This is a genomic window from Halalkalibacter akibai JCM 9157 (genome assembly GCF_000513135.1).
GTDB classification, from domain to species: Bacteria; Bacillota; Bacilli; order Bacillales; family Bacillaceae_D; genus Halalkalibacter; species Halalkalibacter akibai.
Window position 1 is genome coordinate 61,050 of record NZ_BAUV01000001.1, and the last position, 19,242, is coordinate 80,291.

23 protein-coding genes and 1 pseudogene are annotated in these 19,242 nt (G+C 39.8%); 21 read left to right on the top strand and 3 right to left on the bottom strand.

The features are described from left to right. Positions 1-51 precede the first annotated feature (51 nt). The 5 genes from JCM9157_RS00285 to JCM9157_RS00305 all read left to right on the top strand — a co-directional run bounded on the left by JCM9157_RS00285 (position 52) and on the right by JCM9157_RS00305 (position 2,446). The gene (locus JCM9157_RS00285; protein ID WP_035660867.1) at positions 52-255 is read left to right on the top strand and encodes a PspC domain-containing protein; all 204 of its coding nucleotides are present in this window, start codon (positions 52-54) and stop codon (positions 253-255) included. Next, positions 252-596: a phage holin family protein gene (locus JCM9157_RS00290; RefSeq protein ID WP_035660871.1), complete on the top strand. Its 345-nt coding sequence runs from the start codon at positions 252-254 to the stop codon at positions 594-596. Before JCM9157_RS00285 ends, JCM9157_RS00290 begins: the two co-directional genes overlap by 4 nt. A 221-nt stretch (positions 597-817) precedes the next feature. Beyond that, entirely contained in the window at positions 818-1,402 is a 585-nt protein-coding gene (locus JCM9157_RS00295; RefSeq protein ID WP_035660874.1) for a P-loop nucleotide/nucleoside kinase family protein, read from the top strand. A 130-nt stretch (positions 1,403-1,532) separates the two neighbouring features. Next, the gene (locus JCM9157_RS00300; protein WP_035660877.1) at positions 1,533-2,069 is read left to right on the top strand and encodes a TetR/AcrR family transcriptional regulator; all 537 of its coding nucleotides are present in this window, start codon (positions 1,533-1,535) and stop codon (positions 2,067-2,069) included. A gap of 2 nt (positions 2,070-2,071) precedes the next feature. Further along, positions 2,072-2,446 carry a DMT family transporter gene (locus JCM9157_RS00305; protein WP_052012853.1) on the top strand — a complete coding sequence of 125 codons (375 nt, stop codon included), beginning with the start codon at positions 2,072-2,074 and terminating at the stop codon, positions 2,444-2,446. A gap of 458 nt (positions 2,447-2,904) precedes the next feature. On the opposite strand, the gene JCM9157_RS00310 is transcribed toward JCM9157_RS00305, so the two are convergent. Continuing rightward, positions 2,905-3,207, bottom strand: coding sequence for a hypothetical protein (locus tag JCM9157_RS00310; RefSeq protein ID WP_035660880.1), 303 nt, complete (start codon positions 3,205-3,207; stop codon positions 2,905-2,907). Positions 3,208-3,347: 140 nt separating this feature from the next. Here JCM9157_RS00310 and JCM9157_RS00315 point away from each other — a divergent pair, with 140 nt between their 5' ends. The 3 genes from JCM9157_RS00315 (at position 3,348) to JCM9157_RS00325 (ending at position 4,551) form a co-directional block, all read left to right on the top strand. Beyond that, positions 3,348-3,545 (top strand): hypothetical protein, encoded by a 198-nt coding sequence (locus JCM9157_RS00315; protein ID WP_035660883.1) that lies wholly within the window; start codon positions 3,348-3,350, stop codon positions 3,543-3,545. A gap of 107 nt (positions 3,546-3,652) precedes the next feature. Continuing rightward, positions 3,653-3,838, top strand: a complete 186-nt coding sequence (locus tag JCM9157_RS00320; protein WP_035660885.1) for a hypothetical protein — start codon at positions 3,653-3,655, stop codon at positions 3,836-3,838. 59 nt (positions 3,839-3,897) lie between these two features. Then, complete coding sequence (locus JCM9157_RS00325) at positions 3,898-4,551, top strand: hypothetical protein (RefSeq protein ID WP_035660888.1); 654 nt, start codon at positions 3,898-3,900, stop codon at positions 4,549-4,551. Positions 4,552-4,670: 119 nt separating this feature from the next. On the opposite strand, the gene JCM9157_RS00330 is transcribed toward JCM9157_RS00325, so the two are convergent. Then, the gene (locus JCM9157_RS00330) at positions 4,671-6,653 is read right to left on the bottom strand and encodes an alpha-amylase family protein (protein WP_052012854.1); all 1,983 of its coding nucleotides are present in this window, start codon (positions 6,651-6,653) and stop codon (positions 4,671-4,673) included. Positions 6,654-6,833: 180 nt separating this feature from the next. Here JCM9157_RS00330 and rfbF point away from each other — a divergent pair, with 180 nt between their 5' ends. From rfbF to JCM9157_RS00350, 4 genes are read left to right on the top strand one after another with little or no spacing between them, the layout of a single operon-like run. After that, positions 6,834-7,622: a glucose-1-phosphate cytidylyltransferase gene (rfbF, locus tag JCM9157_RS00335; protein WP_035660890.1), complete on the top strand. Its 789-nt coding sequence runs from the start codon at positions 6,834-6,836 to the stop codon at positions 7,620-7,622. Then, positions 7,609-8,712: a CDP-glucose 4,6-dehydratase gene (gene rfbG, locus JCM9157_RS00340; protein WP_035660893.1), complete on the top strand. Its 1,104-nt coding sequence runs from the start codon at positions 7,609-7,611 to the stop codon at positions 8,710-8,712. Before rfbF ends, rfbG begins: the two co-directional genes overlap by 14 nt. Then, a complete protein-coding gene (locus tag JCM9157_RS00345) occupies positions 8,705-9,622 on the top strand; it encodes an NAD-dependent epimerase/dehydratase family protein (RefSeq protein WP_035660895.1) in 918 nt (305 codons plus the stop codon). The genes rfbG and JCM9157_RS00345 overlap by 8 nt, the downstream gene beginning before the upstream one ends. A gap of 24 nt (positions 9,623-9,646) precedes the next feature. Continuing rightward, positions 9,647-10,246 carry a P-loop nucleotide/nucleoside kinase family protein gene (locus JCM9157_RS00350; protein ID WP_035660897.1) on the top strand — a complete coding sequence of 200 codons (600 nt, stop codon included), beginning with the start codon at positions 9,647-9,649 and terminating at the stop codon, positions 10,244-10,246. Positions 10,247-10,420: 174 nt separating this feature from the next. Here the strand turns inward: JCM9157_RS00350 and JCM9157_RS00355 are convergent, their stop codons facing one another. After that, positions 10,421-10,747, bottom strand: coding sequence for a winged helix-turn-helix transcriptional regulator (locus JCM9157_RS00355; protein ID WP_035660900.1), 327 nt, complete (start codon positions 10,745-10,747; stop codon positions 10,421-10,423). A gap of 177 nt (positions 10,748-10,924) precedes the next feature. Here JCM9157_RS00355 and JCM9157_RS00360 point away from each other — a divergent pair, with 177 nt between their 5' ends. The 9 genes and pseudogenes from JCM9157_RS00360 (at position 10,925) to JCM9157_RS00400 (ending at position 19,152) form a co-directional block, all read left to right on the top strand. Beyond that, on the top strand, positions 10,925-11,854 hold the full coding sequence (locus JCM9157_RS00360; protein WP_035660902.1) for an aldo/keto reductase: 930 nt from the start codon (positions 10,925-10,927) through the stop codon (positions 11,852-11,854). An 11-nt stretch (positions 11,855-11,865) separates the two neighbouring features. Then, positions 11,866-12,713: pseudogene (locus JCM9157_RS00365) on the top strand (NAD-dependent epimerase/dehydratase family protein). An 18-nt stretch (positions 12,714-12,731) separates the two neighbouring features. Beyond that, the gene (locus tag JCM9157_RS00370; protein ID WP_035660905.1) at positions 12,732-13,571 is read left to right on the top strand and encodes an aldo/keto reductase; all 840 of its coding nucleotides are present in this window, start codon (positions 12,732-12,734) and stop codon (positions 13,569-13,571) included. A 206-nt stretch (positions 13,572-13,777) separates the two neighbouring features. Beyond that, positions 13,778-14,767 carry an L-glyceraldehyde 3-phosphate reductase gene (gene mgrA / locus JCM9157_RS00375; RefSeq protein ID WP_035660907.1) on the top strand — a complete coding sequence of 330 codons (990 nt, stop codon included), beginning with the start codon at positions 13,778-13,780 and terminating at the stop codon, positions 14,765-14,767. A 441-nt stretch (positions 14,768-15,208) separates the two neighbouring features. Beyond that, positions 15,209-16,147, top strand: coding sequence for an HPr(Ser) kinase/phosphatase (hprK, locus tag JCM9157_RS00380; RefSeq protein ID WP_035660910.1), 939 nt, complete (start codon positions 15,209-15,211; stop codon positions 16,145-16,147). 42 nt (positions 16,148-16,189) lie between these two features. Then, positions 16,190-17,050, top strand: a complete 861-nt coding sequence (gene lgt, locus JCM9157_RS00385) for a prolipoprotein diacylglyceryl transferase (protein ID WP_035660913.1) — start codon at positions 16,190-16,192, stop codon at positions 17,048-17,050. A 23-nt stretch (positions 17,051-17,073) separates the two neighbouring features. After that, on the top strand, positions 17,074-18,030 hold the full coding sequence (locus JCM9157_RS00390) for a nucleoside recognition domain-containing protein (protein ID WP_035660916.1): 957 nt from the start codon (positions 17,074-17,076) through the stop codon (positions 18,028-18,030). After that, positions 18,020-18,667, top strand: a complete 648-nt coding sequence (ppaX, locus tag JCM9157_RS00395) for a pyrophosphatase PpaX (RefSeq protein WP_035660919.1) — start codon at positions 18,020-18,022, stop codon at positions 18,665-18,667. The genes JCM9157_RS00390 and ppaX overlap by 11 nt, the downstream gene beginning before the upstream one ends. Beyond that, a complete protein-coding gene (locus JCM9157_RS00400) occupies positions 18,664-19,152 on the top strand; it encodes an acyltransferase (protein ID WP_035660921.1) in 489 nt (162 codons plus the stop codon). Before ppaX ends, JCM9157_RS00400 begins: the two co-directional genes overlap by 4 nt. Positions 19,153-19,242 lie beyond the last annotated feature (90 nt).

Consider the following 19,242-nt stretch of genomic DNA (forward strand, 5'->3'; position numbering starts at 1 on the left):
CAATCCTATTCAAAGGGTTGTAGCGATTTTCTAAAAAGTGAGGTGACAAGCATGAAAAAGTTATTTCGTTCACAATATGACCGGAAAATAGCGGGTATTTGTGGAGGACTGGCTCAATACGTCAATATTGACCCAACTCTCATTCGATTACTTGCGGTTGTATTATTTTTTGCTACAGGTGTATTTCCTTTCGTTTTGGGATACATCATTGCGGTATTCGTTATTCCAAATGAAGAGGATGTGAGTCGTTCATGAGATGGATCGTAGGATTAATCATTAACGCCCTCATTTTAATGGGAATTGCTTTTTTATTTGATGGATTCCAGCTTTCAGGTTTCGGGGCCGCGCTTATTGCCAGTGTGCTCTTGTCCATTATGAATGCAATTGTTAGGCCTATTCTTGTCATTCTAACGTTACCGATCACAGTCTTAACTCTCGGATTATTTCTATTTGTGATCAGTGCGATAACCCTCATGCTCACAGCCGGTTTAATGGGAAGCGCATTTGTGATTAACGGTTTTGGCACCGCCATTTTAGCCGCGATTTTAATAGCGATTATACAAACGTTTGTTGTAAAACCGATGAGGAAGAAATAATGTGAAATTAAAAGTGGATGCTTGGAGGAAACTGAGTTTTTGAACTTGGTTTCCTCTTTTTCAATTTCATTAAAATAGCGGTTGATGAAAGTAAGACTACTAGTTAGAATCCTCTAGATACTCGCTCGTTTAAGAGGCAATACTATAAAGCTGGATCAATCATACAAACGAAAGCTAAAAGAATTACATACAATATAAAGAGTTGAGAAAGGGGGATTCTATTGAAAGCTGTTGTACTTGTTAGTGGTCCTTCTGGATCAGGAAAGTCAACCATGAGAAAAATAATCCTGAATTCATTAGGACATCCCTATTATAAACAAATTGCTGGGATTGAAATTGATGATATCTACCGTTTTCTAGACCCGGAATTTAGAGCTGCAGATTATTCGGAAGTGTGGAAACAAGCTAGAGAAAGTACTGGTTCTCTGGCAAATGGAATGCTAAATGGCAGTGTAGAAATCGTCTTCATATTTGGAAATACCATTTTTTCAGAAGAACAGGTAGAGGACATCAAAAAGCATATAAAAGTTCCGCAAGATATAGCCTTTTATCATATTACACTTGCACCAGCTCGTGATAAGCTTCACGAACGGTTAGTGGAGCGAGAATCAACCGTCCCAGAATGGCTTGACTATCAATTAGCTGAAAGACAGCCTTTTTTAGGAGCAGAGTGGACAAATGTCATTGATAACTCTTGGCAAACACCCGAAGAAACCGTAGCAGTCATCTATAACATAATGGAACAAGGAAATACGATGCATGGTAAGGTAGAGGGAATTTGGGTTTATAGAGTGGTAAATAAATAGGATGATTGAAAGAAGAGGTTCTTAGCTAATGCTAAGAACTTTTTTGCATTTTAAAAGCAAACGGATTGACATTTAAACCGTCCAGACGGTACAGTGGTTATAGGGGTTAAATAAAAGGAGAATAAACAATATGAAGACTAATACTCGTGATTCAATTCTAACAGCAGCCTCACACATTGTTCAGACTGAAGGAATTTTGGAGCTTACTCTTGAAGCGGTTGCGAAACAGGCTGGACTAAGTAAAGGTGGACTTCTGTATCACTTCCCATCCAAAGAAGAGTTAATTAGCGGGATGGTTGACCATGTGATTGCTCAATATATCGACAACATTGAAAAAGAAGCCGAGCAAGGCCCTGTCGTTAAAGGACGATGGACACGCGCGTTTATAAAAGAAACGTTTCATCAAGGTGTAACAAGTCAAAAGATGAACGCAGGGCTTTTAGCAGCTGCAGCTTATAATCCAGAGTTCCTACAACCGATGCAAGATGCTTACAGCGACTGGAAGCAAAAAATAGAAGACGATGGCCTTGAAGAAACAACAGCTACGATCTTACGATTAGCTGTTGATGGACTTTGGTTTTCTGAATTATTTGGTTTAGCACCATTATCGACTGAACAAAGAGAAAACGTATATAAGAGATTAATGAAGGTAACAGAGGAGGGATAAAGATGGCTTATTTATTTTTAGCACTTGGCATCTTATCTGAAATTTTTGGTACAGCGATGCTTAAGGCATCAGAAGGATTTACAAAGATGGTTCCAGCAATTGGAGGCGTGGTCGGGTTCGGCCTAGCTTTATTTTTTTTGGCGTTAGCTTTTAAAACGATCCCATTAAGTGTCGCCTATGCAACTTGGTGCGGAGTAGGAATTGCTGGAGCCTCACTAATCAGCTTTATCATTTGGAAGGAAAAACTCAGTGTCACAGGAATGATTGGCATTCTTTTCATTGTAGTCGGTATTGTATTGATCAATGTGACGGCTTCAAGTCAAGCAGTAACTAGTGAAAATCAGTTGGATGTAGAGGCAGAGGAAGTTGGATTGTAGTTTATTGTGGGGGCATCACCTATCAAATAGGTCGTTGATGATTTGGTAGGTGTTTTTTTGTTTGTTAGTGGAAAGGTTTCTAACGAGAATACAAACGGCGGATTTAATAGCGAATTCTTAAATATAATAGTGAAACCGTCTGAAATAATAGCGAATTTCGAAAAATATTAGCGATAATCAAATTATAATAGCGAATGGAATTTTTATAGCGAATTTTGATCGCTATTAAGTACATTCCCAAATCTTAAGGAAGAAATATTTGGCTTAATAGCGAAAAAATTTTTAAATCGCGATTGAAAGGTGAATAATTGCAATTCAAAAAAAATAATAGTGAAATCTACCAAGTTTATTGCGAAAGCAAGTCATATGCTCTCTTGCTAGCTCCCATTTAATCCTCACTTCCTCGGTTCGACCTGCTGAATGGAATCCTATACGCAATAAAAGGACCATCAGCTAGACTAAAATAACATCTTTCCTGTTATCTCAAACCAAATACTTTCTAATATCGCCAAAAACACAATGGATGAAAAAAAGGCGAATATGGATAAGGCGATCTTATTTCTTCGCGAGATCGTACGATGGCGTTTATATAAATGTCTAATTGAGAGAACTACGAAAATATAGATCGGAAGAGAAATAACTAAGGAAATTAGATCGGTAATATCAGGTGGTGGACCGATGTGTTTATCGAACAGAACATTTGTCAGTAATGCGATAGTAAACAAAAAAAACTGGTAAGTGGTGAACTTAAAGTTGTTCATTCTAGTTACTCCTTTGATAAGCGTATCACAATAGTGTAAGCATTTTGGGAGCATTATTCAACAGTTAAATATAGAATTCCGGAGGGGGTGTCCTCGGAACTCATGATGAAGTTTTATAGCACAGAACTGGAGGAGAGGGTATGACTGATAAAAAGAAGCCTAAACTTGAAAACTATCTAACTTACGGAATCCTATTCGGATTATTAGGTGGCTCAATCGTTAGTACAATTGGAACGGTGTTAGGATATGTTTTTATTCAAATTGTAGGCGCTGGAATAGGGTTGTCATTAGGAATGATGATAGCATGTGTACTTTATTATTATGAGACAAAGAGATGATCAAAATCTTTAAACGTAAATTGTTAGAGTGATAATTTTAAACATAGGACGCTTGAAAAAAAATATGTTAAACTAACAAAAAAGGAAAATTTTGGAGGTGTCCCGAAGTGACCTGGTTAATAGGAATTGGATTAGGAATTTTGTCAGTGCTTTGGTTAGCAATGGAATTAGCCACACATTCCGATAAAGGTGAAGGTTATAAAACGTACTTTAAAGCATTCAAAAACGCATTGATTTTTGTTATACCTTTGTTTACGATTGCAGGTGTAATCTACTATGGATTTATTCATTAATATCTTAACTAAAATGTTAAAAAGCAAGTGAAAACGAATAGAGTAAGGAGTCGTTTTTCATGTATGAATGGCTAATCGAAATCGAAGAACCACAAAGCGAAGTAACACTTGAAAACGGCGAACTACATATCGAAAGAATAAACCCGACCACACCGCTAACCGAAATGAGTGAAATCTGCCAGCTCTTTGCTGCCTTCGATGTGCTGTTACATACAGACTCGTTCACATCGTTACCTGCCGAAAGTGACAAGGCTTTAAAAACAATTATGAGTGAAATAGCCCCTCATTACGAAGAGGTACAGCAGATTTTCATTAATGGAAAACGAAAAGAAATTAACGTAAGATTTCTCAAAAATACTTCGAAAGAAATCATTAAGCAGTTACTTTCAGATGGCATTTCTCCTATAATTCCTGATTTGTATCGATCCTCAAATAGCAAGCTGCCGACTTCACCAAGAAAATTGACCTACTATGAAGTAAACAAAGCCAAAATCGAGCCACTTTTTTTAAAAGAAACAGAGAAGACAAAAGAATTTATCACATTATTCTTTATCGATCGCGGTTCCATAGCGCTTCGACCAACAGGGTGGTTTTTAACAGCTGAACTTAAGGAATCCATCACGATCCGTATGTTTAGTACATTTGCTGAGAAAGTGGTATTGGTTGTAGATGATATGGATGGAAGTGTAGTGGGACTCGATATTTATGGATGAGAAGAATAGATATATCTCCATGAAGCAAGACGAGCATGAACTACCAGAATGAATCAACAAAAAAAGGGCCCCGACCATTATAGCTTAATGATCAGAACCTTTTCATTGTTCTTGGCAGGTTATGTCCCAGCCCCTTTCAAGTGGTAAATGTTTTTAGGACTATAGTTAGTTGGAACCGATGAGAAGTATTGAGTACGATGATCGACTTTACTCACTTTCCTGTGGTTCTCCTGAAGTTGTTGTAAATAAGGATTGTAAATATAGTTTAATGTCTCCTCGGTAAAAGGAAGTTTCTCAAGTTTCCACAGCTCATATTTATTAGAATTCAAGATCAGCAGACTACCAAAGTGATAACAAATCAGCGGTGTGTTATTCAGAAAAATCTGCTGTTCCTCTTTCTTTACTTGGTATTTACCTGTCATGACAAGGTTCCAGGGGGCTGCATCAATTCCAGCATGGTCGATAACTTTTATATTTGAGAATAATCGCGGGATCTCCGTCAAATACTTCTGATCTCCCCATCGAGTTGGATCATAGGGAGAATCGTAACACCAATCAATGCATCGTTCCTTCCACCAATTAAGAATTTTAATGCTATTAGGTTCTTGTTTAAAACCAATTAGTCCAGCTTGATAAATTCCGTGTTCGTACTCAACTTGATCTGTGCTTCTTTGCTTTGTTAGAAAAATCGAATAGGTGGACCATTGGTCAAAAATCGTCTGGGCACTATTGAAAAAATACATATCAGCGTCACAGTAAACGATATGATCAAGCTCGCTGTATGTTCGTAAAACATAACTACATAAAACGGGTTTCATCGTCCAGCACTTTTCTGTTAGGGTGCGATCGTTTAACGCTTCTTTTAAGAGGGTGTCCTCCATTTGATGGAATGGGATGAGTGTTGCGTGTTTTAGATTGAGTTTTTCTAGTATATTAGCCGTGTCATCATCCATACAACCGATCCAAAGATGAAAGGGGTCTCCTTGCTTCTGTAAAGATTGATACAGGGCGAGGCCTTTTAGCACATACTCCTTACTGATGATCGTACAGAAACAATAGAAGGCATCGGTTTCATCCATTTTTCTGCGTAAAGGGGTGAATTTGTAAAAGGTTTTTACCTCCTTACGGGAAGTTTTACTAAAGTACTTTTGTACGTTTACCCCACTATTTTTCAATGTTTGGATGGTGTTGCGAATTTTTTCGATATAGGGCTCGTAAATATTCTTCTTAATGGCACGCTTAATTTTAATGTGATTCAGTGACCACAGCTCAAATTCATCTTCATTTAAAATGGAAAAGCAAGCAAAGTGATAGGCTGTTAGTTTGTCGTTATTGACGTAAACGGTGCCGTCTTTTTTTTCAATCTGATAGTTGTTGTTGTAAACACAATTCCAAGGCGCCGCATTGATTCCTAAATGAGTTGAGATTTTGATATTAGAAAACAGTTCAGGAAGGGAGTCCAAATATTTCTGGTCGCCAAATCTTTTTTCATCTGGATCTAAAGAGCACCACTCCTCACACCTCTTCATCCACCATTTCACACTTTGTAAGCCGTTTTTATCATTTCGAAAGCCAATCATTCCAGCTTGAAACTTCCCGTATTTTTTTTCGACCCAATCTAGATCTCGTTGAGTCGTTAAATAAACAGAAGCTTTGCCCCAGTCATCAAAGATCTCTTTAGGATCGGAAAAAAAGAAGAGGTCTCCGTCACAATATAGAACGGAATCTAAGTGATAGGTTGTTAGAAGATGATGAATTAACGGAGCTTTTATGGTCCAGCAATATTCATTCATTTTCCGTTGTTGCCGTACTTCACGAAGGGCGGGTGTTTCAAGTTGTTCGACAAAAAACAGAACCATATTTTCTTTATTTAACTTTTTAAAAAAAGTGAAGGCCTGCTTATCCATGCAGCAAACCCACAATTTAAACCGGTTTGAGTTCTCTTCTAAAGACTCATATAAGGTAAGAACCCTCAATACATAATCGTTACTAGCTGTCACACAAAGATGATAACGATCATGATTATCCGTTACATTCCCTATTGTTCTCGCTTTTCTACTAAATGGCATCTGTGAAAAATTTAGCTTATCTAATAAATCCATATCTATTTACCCCTTTCTGTTTGATATTGATACTGTATGAATTCTAGTTGTGATTGCTCTAGTTACTCGTTTGTTTTAAAAGAAATAGTATAAAAGGAGGATAGATTAATAGACTTTTGAACAAACATATAAATCTGTTGCTCCATACACTTTAGAAGACTCAAAAAAAGGAGGTATTTTATGAAAGTAGTGATATTAGCAGGAGGGTTTGGAACAAGACTTAGTGAAGAAACGAGGTTAAAGCCAAAACCAATGGTGGAAATTGGTGATATGCCAATCCTGTGGCATATTATGAAGATTTATTCAACTTATGGTTTTAACGAGTTTGTGATTTGCCTTGGTTATAAGGGGCACATGATTAAAGAGTTCTTCTCTCAATATTTAATAAAGAAAGCCGATGTTACGTTTGATTTAAAAGAGGAGAACGAGATGGAAATACACAGAAAGAACGTCGAGCCTTGGAAGGTAACTTTAGTAGAAACAGGGCCGGACTCAATGACGGGTGGAAGACTATTACGAGTTAAGCCTTATTTAAATAATGAAACATTCATGCTGACGTATGGTGATGGTTTATCGAATGTGAAGATAAGTGATTTAGTACGATTTCACAAGAGTCATGGAAAATTAGCGACCTTAACGGCGGTTCAACCTGACGGAAGATTTGGTTCATTAGATATTGCGAAAGAGATGAATATTAGAAGATTCCAAGAGAAACCACAAGGAGACGGTCATTGGGTGAATGGTGGTTTCTTTGTATTAGAACCAGCTGTACTCGATTACTTGACAGGTGACGCTTGTGTGTTTGAAACAGATGCATTGCCTAAGCTTGCCGAAGATCAACAGCTGATGGCTTACAAGCATCAAGGTTTTTGGAAACCGATGGATACACTCAATGATCGAAACAAGCTCGAGGAACTTTGGAAGCAAGGAAATCCGCCGTGGAGGATGTGGTCTAATGACTTTGAATAAAGAGTTTTGGAAAGGGAAGCGAGTTTTGGTGACAGGCCACACCGGGTTCAAAGGCTCGTGGCTAAGCCTTTGGTTAACTCAACTAGGAGCAAATGTAACGGGTTATGCTTTACCAGCTTCTACGTCTCCGAGCTTGTATGAATTAGCCAAGGTAGAGCAATTGGTTGATTCTCATATCGGGGATATCAATGATGCCCAGAATTTGCAGCAGGTTGTATCTGCTGCAAATCCTGACATTGTCTTTCATATGGCAGCTCAACCGATCGTCGGAGAATCCTACCGTGACCCGGTTGGAACTTTTCAAACTAACGTAATTGGAACCGTAAATATATTTGAAGCGATTCGTTCTTTAGAGAAACAAGATAGCAAGATTCGAGCTGTTATCAATGTAACAACTGATAAATGTTATGAAAATAAAGAGTGGCATTGGGGGTACCGTGAAAATGAGCCTTTAGGTGGGAATGATCCTTATTCTGCTAGTAAGGCATGTTCTGAATTAGTGACAACCTCTTACCGAAAATCTTTCTTTAGTAGTAAAGACTCGAATGTACGCCTTGCTTCAGCTCGAGCGGGTAACGTCATTGGAGGCGGAGATTGGTCAACAGAACGGCTCATTCCTCAGTGTTTAGATGCACTTGCAAAGCAAAAGCCGCTTGTATTAAGAAAGCCCCATGCGGTTCGTCCATGGCAACATGTGCTAGAGCCGTTGTCAGGCTATTTACTGCTAGCAGAAAAATTATATCAAGAAGATCAAAGATATGCAGAAGCATGGAATTTTGGCCCTGATGACCGGGATTGTCGCGAGGTAGGCTTTGTTGTTGATCGTTTAATGAAGCTTTGGGGATTAAAAGTGAAAACAGAAGAATACAAGCAAGCGTTATACCCTGAATCAACTTTTTTGAAGCTAGATTGTGCCAAATCAAGGGCTTTACTAGGGTGGAAGCCACTCTGGAATTTAGAAAATTCTTTAGTAGAGATCGTAAAATGGATGAAAGCTTATCACCAACAGGAGAATATGAGAGAAATGACTCTCAAGCAAATAGATGAATATATGAATGGTTTAACAAAAAGGAAGAGCTTAGATGAGTAGTTTAAAAGGGGCCCGTGTTTTTGCAACTGGTGCGACTGGATATATTGGTTCTCATTTAACAAAAAAACTAGTCGAAGATGGCAGTGAGGTGCATGTGCTCATAAGGCCTTCTTCGAGCAAAAAAACGATAGAAAATTTGCTAGCACACCATCAAATACATGTTTACGATGGCAGTTACCAATCAATGGATCAGGCGATCAAGAAAGCTCGGCCAGATATTGTGTTCCATTTGTCGTCCTTTGCTTCGATTCGTTATGAGACAAAAGATGTCCCGAACATGCTAGAAAGCAACGTCGTGATGGCAAGTTATTTGCTTGAGGCAATGGCAAAAAATCAAGTAAACAAATTGGTTAACACAAGCTCTTTTTCTCAGCATATGAATCAAGCACTCTATCATCCTAATAGCCTGTATGCCGCTACGAAGCAAGCATTTGAAGACATATTGTTTTACTATACAGACGGCACGGCAATGAACGCGATCACATTAGTGTTATTTGATAACTATGGCCCTCATGATCCGAGACCAAAACTGATGAATCTTATCTACCGGGCTGCTTCAGAAGGAACCACTCTACTTCTATCACCAGGGGAACAGTTGTTAGATCTATTATATATTGATGATGTTATAGCAGCTTATATTGTCGCTGCCGAGCGATTACTAGCTAACGAATCGAGTGGAATGGAGCGCTTCTCCGTTGGAAGTGAAAAACGCATTTCATTACGCAAACTTGTTTCAACAGTTGAAACAGTAATAGGAAAACAAGTTCGTGTGAAGTGGGGAGCGATTGACTATCGGCCCAATGAAATTATGATCCCATGGCATAAAGGAATTCGAATGCCAGGCTGGCAACAAACGATCACTTTAGAGCGTGGAATCCAAATGTATTTTAAGGAGAATGATGCGAGATAGAAAAAGTAGAAAGGAGTTTTACACATGAAAACAGTCGTATTCGTAAGTGCTCCATCCGGTGCCGGTAAGTCAACAATGAGAAAAGTAGTTCCGAAGGTATTGGAGAATCACTTTCAAAACGGCATTGCAGGAATTGAAATTGATGATATCTATCGCTTTTTAGATCCGGAATTTAAAGCAAAACATCATTTAGAAGTTTGGAAGGCGGCAAGAGAGAGTACCGGACATCTAGCGAATGGATTGTTGAAAGGTAATATTGATGTTGTCTTTATATTTGGCAACACCATTTTTTCAGAGGAACAAGTAAAAGATGTTAGAAAAAATATCGAGTCTATGAATGTAGCGTTTTACCATATCACACTTGCCCCAACTCGAGATACACTTGCTAAAAGACTAGTAAAAAGACAATCGACAGTCCCAGATTGGTTAGACAGTCATTTAGCTGAAAGGCAGCCTTATGTAGAAGCGAATTGGACTAACGTTATTGATAACTCGAACCTCACACCTGAGGAGACCGTCCAGGCAATTTATGAGTTGATGATAGTAGGAAAAGAGATGAGAGGAAAAGCTAGCACTACGAAGAAATGGCAGTGGCTTCATAAGTTGTTTAAAAGAAATAGATAAAGGAAGGGCAAATCCTCTTTGTTTGATTATCCTTATTAAAGAAAGGGCCTGCAGCCTAGCAAGCTCCCTCCTAGCCAATGCTAGAGAGAGAATGAGCTGGTTACAGGCCCTATTTTTTGTTTTTAAAACAATTATACGTTTGGTATAACAATCGTCCCAATCGTTTTTAGACGATCAAGCCCAGGCCGATCCCCAGTGCTTCATTTCCTTAATAATCTTATGAAGAGCTTGACCTTTTTCAGTTAAACAGTATTCAACTGTTACCGGAACGGTTGGATAAACGGTGCGGGTTAACACCTCATTCTCTTCTAAGTGTCTGAGTGTATCTGTTAATGCTTTTGGGCTTACTTTCGAAATCGCTTTCTGTAGTTCGCCAAAGCGTTTCGTTCCGCAAAATAACTCTCTTAAAACAAGGAACGACCATTTTCCGCCGATCACACTAAGAGCTTTTTCAATGGAACATTCAATTTGCACTTGTTCTACTTCCATTTCTTGTTTCATAGAGCACCTCTTTTTCTAGAATAGAAACTATAAAAAATATAGTAATTCACTTTGATGTAATTATATCAAATATATTTCAGTAATTGTGATTCCATTTTAGAAAACGTATACTTTTTATGAAAGCGTTTTTGCTCGATTGACTTGATTTAGAGTTCAGATATGAAAAGGAGTGGGATTATGAAATACCGTAAGCTTGGAAGATCTGGTTTAAACGTGTCTGTCGTCGGTGTTGGTACGTGGCAGTTTGGCGGTGAATGGGGCAAAGATTTCACTCAAAAAGAGGTAGATGGAATTTTACATACAGCCAAAGAAGTGGGCATTAATTTAATTGATACAGCTGAGTGTTACGGCGATCATCTTTCTGAGAAGTTTATTGGGAATTATCTGGCGCAAGATAATCGGGAAGATTGGATTGTGGCGACGAAATTTGGGCATCATTTTCACGATCGTTTTGAGCGGACGAATCATTGGTCTGCTGAGGAAGTGGTAAAGCAATTAGATGATTCATTAAAGGCGTTACAAACCGAGTATATTGATTTATATCAATTTCACTCTGGCAGTGATGAAGCATTCCGAAATGATGATTTGTGGACCGCTTTAGATAAGCAAATTCAAGCAGGGAAAGTCCGTCATCTTGGGATTTCGATCGGCTCAAATGACAATCTTTTTCAAACGGAATTAGCAACTGAGTATAACGCGAGCGTCATTCAAGTCGTTTATAATCGCTTGGACCAAGTTCCGGAAGAACGCGTTTTCCCGTCGTGTGAACAACAAGATTTAGGCGTGTTAGCACGTGTACCACTGGCTAGCGGATATTTAAGTGGAAAATACAAGCCAGGGGCTGTGTTTGAAGCGAGTGATGTTCGCAATAAGCATGAGCAAGCAGAAGTAACGAAAAATTTAAAATTAGTTCAGGAAATTTTACATGAGGAAGTTCCTGTAGGCGTCAACATGGCACAGTGGGCGTTAGCTTGGTGCTTGCAGCATCCAGCCGTGACAAGCGTGATTCCAGGCTGTAAAACAGTCGATCAAGTGATCTCAAATGCGAGAGCGGCTGATTTAGAATTGGTATCCATTAATCATCGACAAGCTGTCGAGAAACGATAAGGAGAATTCATATGAAAAAAGTAGTTGTAACAGGTGGAAGTGGCTTATTAGGTTCAGCCGTTATTCAAGAATTTTTAGATCACGGTTATCAGGTTGTAAATGCGGACATCAAGCACCCGAAAGAAGCTCTTTGTCCAACGGTTATTACCGATTTAACGAATCTTGGCGAAGTATATGGTGTGTTAGCTGGTGCGGTTGCGGTAGTTCATTTAGCAGCGATTCCAGTCGCATACTCGCATCCAAATGAAGTGACGTTCCAAAACAACGTCATGTCAACATATAACATTTTAGAGGCTGCTGCAACTTAGGGATTAAAAAAGCAGTCATTTCTTCAAGTGAGTCTTCTTATGGCATTTGTTTTTCAAAGCAAAACTTACAGCCGAAATATGTGCCAATTGATGAGGACCACCCGCAATTGCCAGAGGAAAGCTACGGCTTATCTAAAATTGTAAATGAAAAAACAGCTGATATGATGCATGAAAGAACGGGGATGCAAGTCGTATCGATGCGACTTGGAAATGTGATCTCACCTGAGATGTACGAGCGTTTTCCAAGCTTCATCCATGATCCTGAACAACGTAAAACAATTTTGTGGAGCTATATTGATACGAGAGATGCAGCGACAGCGTACCGTTTAGCGGTTGAGACGGATGGACTTGGTTCAGTTGCATTAAATATAGGCGCCGATGATACGAGTATGGATATTGAAAGTAAAACGTTGATGGAAACGATCTACCCAGAGGTGACCGATTTCCGTAAAGAGTTAACAGGTTATGAGAGCTTGTTAAACAATGAAAAAGCTAAAAAATTATTAAATTGGCAACCAGTTCATAAATGGAGAGACAATGTAAAACTGTAGAAAGAGGAGTTGGGAATTATGGCGACTAGTTTACAAAGTACGACTACCTTACATAATGGGGTGAAAATGCCGTGGTTAGGACTAGGTGTTTTCTTAGTAGAAGAAGGGCAAGAAGTTGTTTCATCAGTCAAGGCAGCGATTGAAGCTGGTTATAGAAGCATTGATACAGCTGAACTTTACGCAAATGAAGAAGGTGTCGGCCAAGCGATCGCCGAATCGAATGTTCCACGGGAAGAACTGTTCCTTACATCAAAAGTATGGAATAACCACCAAGGCTATGAGTCGACGATTGAAGCATTTGAAGAAAGTTTGAGAAAACTAGGAACAGACTATCTAGATTTGTATTTAATTCACTGGCCATGCCCTGGAATCGGGAAATACGTGGAAACGTGGAAGGCACTTGAACAGCTTTATAAAGACGGCCGTGTTCGCGCAATAGGTGTAAGTAATTTTAACGTTTCTCATCTTGAAGATATTATCAATCAATGTGAGATCGTACCGATGGTCAATCAGGTAGAATATCACCCTCGTTTGACGCAAACGGAACTTCATGAATTTTGTAAGAAACATCAAATTCAGCTAGAAGCGTGGTCCCCGTTAATGCGTGGCGGTCTTTTAGAAGATCCGACGATTAATGAGATTGCGAATAAATACGGAAAATCGACTGCTCAGGTAATCCTTCGCTGGGATTTACAAAATGAAGTAGTGACGATTCCGAAATCGATTAAAGCTCATCGCATTCAAGAAAACGCGGATGTGTTCGATTTTGAGTTAACAGAAGAAGAGATGGGTAAGATTAGTGCATTAAATCAAGATGAGCGAATTGGGCCAGATCCAGATGAGTTTAATCGTCTTTAGGGCCAACTAACAGTCTCTCGTAAAGTTGTTTTTATGGGGCATGCGTTCTCCCGTTTATTCGTTGCATTGCGCTCGAGCGACTCGCTTTAGAGAGCAGTGAAAAAGGTGGAAAACACACCTTTCTCAGTGGCTTCCGCTCCATTTCACTAAGAGGAAAACTAATGCAACAGACTTTCTGAAAACAGTCATTAAAAGGAGTTTGTCATATGGTGTATCAAGCAAGTGAGAACCGTTATGAAAAAATGAAATACAATCGAACAGGGAACTCAGGATTACTACTTCCGGCTATTTCACTAGGTTTGTGGCATAACTTCGGTGGAGTAGATTCGTTTGAAAGCGGTCGTGCGATGCTAAGAAAAGCTTTTGATCTTGGGATTACGCATTTTGATTTAGCAAATAATTACGGACCTCCTGCAGGGTCAGCTGAAGAAATGTTTGGGAAAATGCTGAAAACTGATTTTGCACCGTACCGTGATGAGCTTGTCGTTTCTACGAAAGCTGGTTATTATATGTGGCCAGGGCCATACGGAGAATGGGGTTCAAAGAAAAATATAATCTCGAGTCTTGACCAAAGTTTAAAACGGATGGGCTTAGATTACGTTGATATTTTTTATTCACATCGACCAGACCCGAACACACCACTTGAGGAAACGATGGGAGCACTTGATCAAATTGTACGTCAAGGAAAAGCTCTGTATGTCGGCATTTCAAGCTATAGTCCAGAGCAGACAGTAGAAGCCGTTTCGATATTAAAAGATCTCGGAACACCGATGCTGATTCACCAGCCGAGTTATTCTATGTTTAACCGCTGGATTGAAGACGGCTTACAAGATGTGTTACAAGAAAATGGCGTAGGTTCGATCGCCTTTTGTCCACTAGCACAAGGCTTACTCACAAATAAATATGTGAATGGCGTTCCAACTGACTCACGAGCAGCTAGTGCCTCTCAATTTTTAGGGGAAGATCAAGTCACAGAAGAAGTCATTCATAAAGTGAAGCAATTAAATGAAGTCGCTACTGAAAGAGGACAAAACTTAGCGCAGATGGCACTTGCGTGGGTGTTACGAGAAGGCCGAGTCACTTCAGCTTTAATTGGCGCAAGCAAAGTCAGTCAAATCGAAGAAAACGTCGCCGCCCTCGAAAACCTCGAATTTTCAAATGAAGAACTACAACGAATCGAAGACATTTTAAAATAGTCAACAGACTCTACTTTCTATTTTGATGAAAGTAGAGTCTTTGCCTTTTTTAAAAGGGGATTAGGTAGGGTTGGTGTTAAAGGTGTCGAGCTATAGTGAAATGAAGCGGAAGTCACTCGACTCCTGCGGGATTTAGAGGTAGGGTCAAGACACCACAGGCGCAGCCGAGGAGGCTTGACACCTCCCCGCGGAAAGCGAGTGGATGGAGCGTAATGAACGAACCCATTCAGGAAGACTAACCGAAAACAGTCTCAAAAAGAAGTATTTTGGCAGAAAAAATCATGAATCTCTCTGAAAAATCACAAACTACAAAATAGAGCTGTTAAACGTTTTATAACGAACTACTTTCTTCTAATATAAAACGTGCTAAAATGGAAAACGTACTTACTATAATTGTGATTAATTTTTTCAACCATAGAGATCACGAAGGTGGGATAAGAAGTGGCAAAAGTTACTGCAAATGATTTACTAGAGCGATTTAATTTAGAGTTAATCGCCGGAGAAGAAGGAATCTATCGCCCGATTACAACGAGTGATATTTCCAGACCCGGAATTGAGATGGCAGGGTATTTTACGTACTATCCAGCGAAGCGCCTTCAATTATTAGGAAGAACAGAACTTTCGTTTTTCGAACATTTAAAACAACATGAAAAAGAAGAAAGAATGTTGAAGCTGTGTACATATGATACACCTGGAATTGTCTTATCACGTGGTTTACAAGTGCCACCTGAGTTAATTGATGCTGCTAATAAAGTTGGTGTGCCGATTTTACGTTCTAGCATGCCGACAACGAGATTGAGTAGTAGTATTACGACTTTCTTAGAAAGTGAACTAGCACCAATGACAGCTGTTCATGGGGTATTGGTCGACATTTACGGCATTGGTGTATTAATCACTGGGAACAGCGGCGTAGGTAAAAGTGAGACAGCACTAGACCTTGTTCGTCGTGGACATCGTCTGATTGCCGATGATTCTGTTGAGATCCGTCAAGAAAGCGAAGGAACACTTGTTGGTCGTTCGCCAGATTTGATTCAGCATTTACTTGAAATTCGTGGTTTAGGAATCATCAACGTGATGACGTTGTTTGGTGCAGGAGCTGTTCGTCCGTTTAAACGGATTGTCCTTTGTATTCATCTAGAGCTTTGGGATCAGAAAAAAGCGTATGATCGTTTAGGTTTAGAAGAAGAAAAGATGCGTATTATTGATACAGATATCACGAAGCTAACGGTTCCGGTTCGACCAGGTCGTAACTTAGCTGTTATTATTGAAGTGGCAGCGATGAATTTTCGCTTAAAGCGCCTTGGTTACGATGCCGCTCAAGAATTTTCGGCCCGTTTAACAGATGTGATCGAAGAAGGAGATCACGAGGAATTCCGCTAAAAAGTGAGATTGGTTGCTAGAGAGATAAGGTGAGGTGGAACAATGGAGGAAACAATTCAACCTTTAAGTAGGATCTTCTTAGAAATAGGTCCTTTTAAAATTTATTGGTATGGAGCTTTAATTGGTTTAGGCGTTTTTATTGGGTACATTATAGCGACAAAGGAAGCAGTGAAACGAGGTTTTCCAAAGGATACATACGCGGATTTACTTTTGTTTGCTCTTCCAATCGCAATTATTTCTGCGCGAATTTATTATGTGATTTTTAGGTGGGAACAGTTTGCGGACGATCCAATCCGCGCTTTCTACATTTGGGAGGGCGGCTTAGCGATCCACGGTGGTGTCATAGGTGGGATGCTTACTGCATATTTCTTTTGTAAAAAACGAGGCTACTCTTTTTGGCAAATTGCGGATATTACAGCACCAAGTTTAATTCTTGCGCAGGCGATTGGTCGTTGGGGCAATTTCATGAACCAGGAAGTGTATGGTGGTCCTGTTACGAGAGCTTATTTAGAAGGGTTAATGCTACCTGAATTCATCATTAATCAAATGTACATTAACGGAACTTATTATCACCCGACCTTCTTATATGAGTCGATTTGGAATTTACTAGGTTTCTTTATTTTAATCTATCTTCGAAAATTAAACCTGAAACAAGGTGAGATTTTCATGACGTATATGATCTACTATTCAATCGGACGATTCTTCCTCGAAATGGTTCGACTTGATTACTTGCTTATTGGTGGAGTGTTGAAAACGGCACAAGTTGCGTCAATCGTCGCCATTGTGGCCGCGATTATTTTAATCGTTTATCGCCGGATGCAGCCGAACACACCGCATTACAATGCGCCAGCATTACCTGTTACAGAGAAAAAAACAAAAACAAAGAAAAAAAAGAAAAAATAAAGAGATAGAGTGGAGGAGAAAGCATGGGGATGCTTAAACGCGGGCTTCTTGTCGGATTGAAGACAACGTGGATGCTCGGAAAGATCATTTTTCCGATTACCCTTATAGTTACAATCCTCGGATACACACCGGTTTTACAGTGGATCGCAGGAATACTTGCACCGTTAATGAGCTGGATTGGTTTGCCGGGAGAAGCAGCCATTCCACTCGTTCTTGGAAATGCCCTGAACTTATACGCAGCAATCGGAGCCATTCTTACGCTTGAGTTGACCGTGAAAGAAGTGTTTATATTAGCCGTGATGCTGTCTTTCTCACATGCGATCATATTAGAATCGGCTGTGGCTCATAAAGTTGGGATTCGCATTTGGGTTGTTCTTGTTGTTCGGTGTGGACTGGCGATTGTGTCAGCCTTGCTAATCAATTGGCTTTGGGATGGCGGCCAAGAAATTGCGCAATATGGATTTGTGTCGAATAGTGGAAATGAAGTAATTGAAGGTTGGCTAGCGATTGCTTGGCAGGGAGTTATGAGTGCTTCGCTTGGAATTATTCAACTAGCCATTATCGTTATCCCGTTAATGATGTTCATTCAAATTATGAAAGAGAAAAACTGGCTTGCCTTTTTATCAAAAGCAATGAGACCTCTTACGAAAATGCTTGGAATTAAAGAAAATACGTCAACAACGCTTGCATCAGGGTTATTTTTCGGTCTATCTTTCGGGGCAGGAGTTATGATTCAAGCTGTTAAAGAAGATGGAGTGAAAAAGAAAGATTTGTATTTGGCTTTTATTTTTCTCGTAGCTTGTCACGCAGTCGTTGAGGACACACTGATTTTCATTCCATTAGGTATTCCGATTTTGCCTTTGTTAATCATTCGAGTGGTCACAGCGATTTTACTAACAGTTGCGATTGCCTATGTTTGGAGACGAGTTGAAAAGAAACAACAGTTAGAAGAAGGAAAGGAAGCATCTTATGAACATTGATACCCTTTTATTTGACCTAGATGGAACATTAATTAATACAAATGAATTAATAATAGCCTCTTTTCTTCATACGCTTGAGCATTATAAGCCAGGAGAGTACACGAGAGAGCATGCGATTGAATTTATTGGACCACCGTTAACGGATAGTTTCGAGTCGGTTGATCCAGAGCGTGTTGAGGATATGATTCAAACGTATCGCACGTTTAATCATGCTAAGCACGATGAGCTCGTAACGGAGTATGAAGGTGTGTATGAAACAATTGAACAGCTTCATCAAAAAGGTTATAAGCTAGCGATTGTGACAACAAAAATTCGTAAAACGGCTTTAATGGGATTAGAATTAACGGGATTAGCGAAATTCTTTGATGTTGTTGTTGGTTTAGATGATGTTGAAAAAGCGAAGCCAGACCCAGAACCGTTAGAGAAAGCGCTGAAAGCATTAGGTTCTTCTAAAGAAACGGCGATGATGATTGGAGACAGTCATTTTGATGTTTTAGCAGGTAAAAACTTAGGCGTTCCAACAGCGGTTGTTGGCTGGTCAATTAAAGGTGAGGAAAAGATTCGCACATATGAAGCGGACTACACGCTTTCGAATATGCGTGACTTACTCGCCATCGTTGGAGCGGATCAGTCGTGAAAAGAAAAACAGAGCGATATCCAGTAGAAGCAGCAAATTCGCTCTGGCAAATTTATAAAACGGTTCCTTTCTGGAAAGTCGTTAAAAACTTCATCGTCATTCAAATTGCCAGATATACTCCTTTTATTGGTGTCAAAAATTGGCTATATCGTACATTTCTACGCATGAAGGTCGGTGACGAAACAGCGGTTGCGCTCATGGTGATGATGGATGTCATGTTCCCAGAGCGCATTCAAATTGGTCGTAACTCGATCATCGGATATAACACAACCATTTTAGCTCATGAATACTTGATTAAGGAGTATCGCTTGGGCGACGTGATTATAGGAGATGAAGTGATGATTGGAGCCAATACGACGATCCTCCCTGGAGTTACAATTGGTGACGGCGCAATCGTCTCAGCAGGGACGCTCGTCCACCGCGACGTCCCAGCCGGCGCGTTTGTCGGCGGCAACCCAATGAGAGTGATCAGGGCAGGGGTTTGATGGGGTCTGACCCCCAGTCGTTTAACGCGTTACTGTGTGTTAGCGTGCCTGACCCCCATTAGGGTAATGCGTTACTGTGCTAAAGAGCGA

Bases quoted from the DNA above. Each gene is read 5' to 3' on its own strand.
- JCM9157_RS00290 (WP_035660871.1), top strand. From the start codon at position 252: ATGAGATGGATCGTAGGATTAATCATTAACGCCCTCATTTTAATGGGA.
- JCM9157_RS00285 (WP_035660867.1), top strand. From the start codon at position 52: ATGAAAAAGTTATTTCGTTCACAATATGACCGGAAAATAGCGGGTATT.
- JCM9157_RS00310 (WP_035660880.1), bottom strand. From the start codon at position 3,207: ATGAACAACTTTAAGTTCACCACTTACCAGTTTTTTTTGTTTACTATC.
- JCM9157_RS00345 (WP_035660895.1), top strand. From the start codon at position 8,705: ATGAGTAGTTTAAAAGGGGCCCGTGTTTTTGCAACTGGTGCGACTGGA.
- rfbG (WP_035660893.1), top strand. From the start codon at position 7,609: ATGACTTTGAATAAAGAGTTTTGGAAAGGGAAGCGAGTTTTGGTGACA.
- JCM9157_RS00300 (WP_035660877.1), top strand. From the start codon at position 1,533: ATGAAGACTAATACTCGTGATTCAATTCTAACAGCAGCCTCACACATT.
- ppaX (WP_035660919.1), top strand. From the start codon at position 18,020: ATGAACATTGATACCCTTTTATTTGACCTAGATGGAACATTAATTAAT.
- JCM9157_RS00325 (WP_035660888.1), top strand. From the start codon at position 3,898: ATGTATGAATGGCTAATCGAAATCGAAGAACCACAAAGCGAAGTAACA.
- JCM9157_RS00355 (WP_035660900.1), bottom strand. From the start codon at position 10,747: ATGAAACAAGAAATGGAAGTAGAACAAGTGCAAATTGAATGTTCCATT.
- JCM9157_RS00360 (WP_035660902.1), top strand. From the start codon at position 10,925: ATGAAATACCGTAAGCTTGGAAGATCTGGTTTAAACGTGTCTGTCGTC.
- JCM9157_RS00390 (WP_035660916.1), top strand. From the start codon at position 17,074: ATGGGGATGCTTAAACGCGGGCTTCTTGTCGGATTGAAGACAACGTGG.
- JCM9157_RS00330 (WP_052012854.1), bottom strand. From the start codon at position 6,653: ATGGATTTATTAGATAAGCTAAATTTTTCACAGATGCCATTTAGTAGA.
- JCM9157_RS00350 (WP_035660897.1), top strand. From the start codon at position 9,647: ATGAAAACAGTCGTATTCGTAAGTGCTCCATCCGGTGCCGGTAAGTCA.
- JCM9157_RS00305 (WP_052012853.1), top strand. From the start codon at position 2,072: ATGGCTTATTTATTTTTAGCACTTGGCATCTTATCTGAAATTTTTGGT.
- JCM9157_RS00315 (WP_035660883.1), top strand. From the start codon at position 3,348: ATGACTGATAAAAAGAAGCCTAAACTTGAAAACTATCTAACTTACGGA.
- mgrA (WP_035660907.1), top strand. From the start codon at position 13,778: ATGGTGTATCAAGCAAGTGAGAACCGTTATGAAAAAATGAAATACAAT.
- JCM9157_RS00370 (WP_035660905.1), top strand. From the start codon at position 12,732: ATGGCGACTAGTTTACAAAGTACGACTACCTTACATAATGGGGTGAAA.
- lgt (WP_035660913.1), top strand. From the start codon at position 16,190: ATGGAGGAAACAATTCAACCTTTAAGTAGGATCTTCTTAGAAATAGGT.
- rfbF (WP_035660890.1), top strand. From the start codon at position 6,834: ATGAAAGTAGTGATATTAGCAGGAGGGTTTGGAACAAGACTTAGTGAA.